At 46.0% G+C, this 400-nt stretch carries 1 protein-coding gene; it reads left to right on the plus strand.

Annotated features, from left to right (window positions below):
* On the plus strand, positions 1–400 hold a 400-nt coding region (locus RMT89_RS41395; protein WP_315888913.1), incomplete at both ends, for a hypothetical protein.

The following is a 400-nucleotide window of genomic DNA, read 5'->3' on the forward strand; positions in this document are numbered from 1 at the left end:
GGATACTGTCGTGAACTACAGCCGTGGAAAGCTTGACGCCAAGCCAGCGGAAATTACCAAGGCACTCGGCCTTGAAGATGATGCAGACATTTCAGGTGTAATTGACATCTGGAATAGCACTTCCTCTATCACTGACATCAAGCGTGCAATTGCTGCTCGCATTGAACAGTTCTGGGGAACCAAGGGCAACAACAATGTTCCTGACGGTATTGTGAAAGCAATCTCCGAAGGTGTTGCTGCTGACCTTATGGAAGTCTTCTCGGATGAAGGTTTGTTTAAGGAAATTCCGATTGAAATTGGAACCAAGGACAACATTCGTCTGTCGTTCAATGAACGTGACCAAGCAATCAACGATGTGTTTGATGCACTTGGTTCAGCAAAGACTTTGCTTGGTCTGATG

The organism is Streptomyces sp. P17 (assembly GCF_032436805.1).
GTDB lineage: Bacteria > Actinomycetota > Actinomycetes > Streptomycetales > Streptomycetaceae > Streptomyces.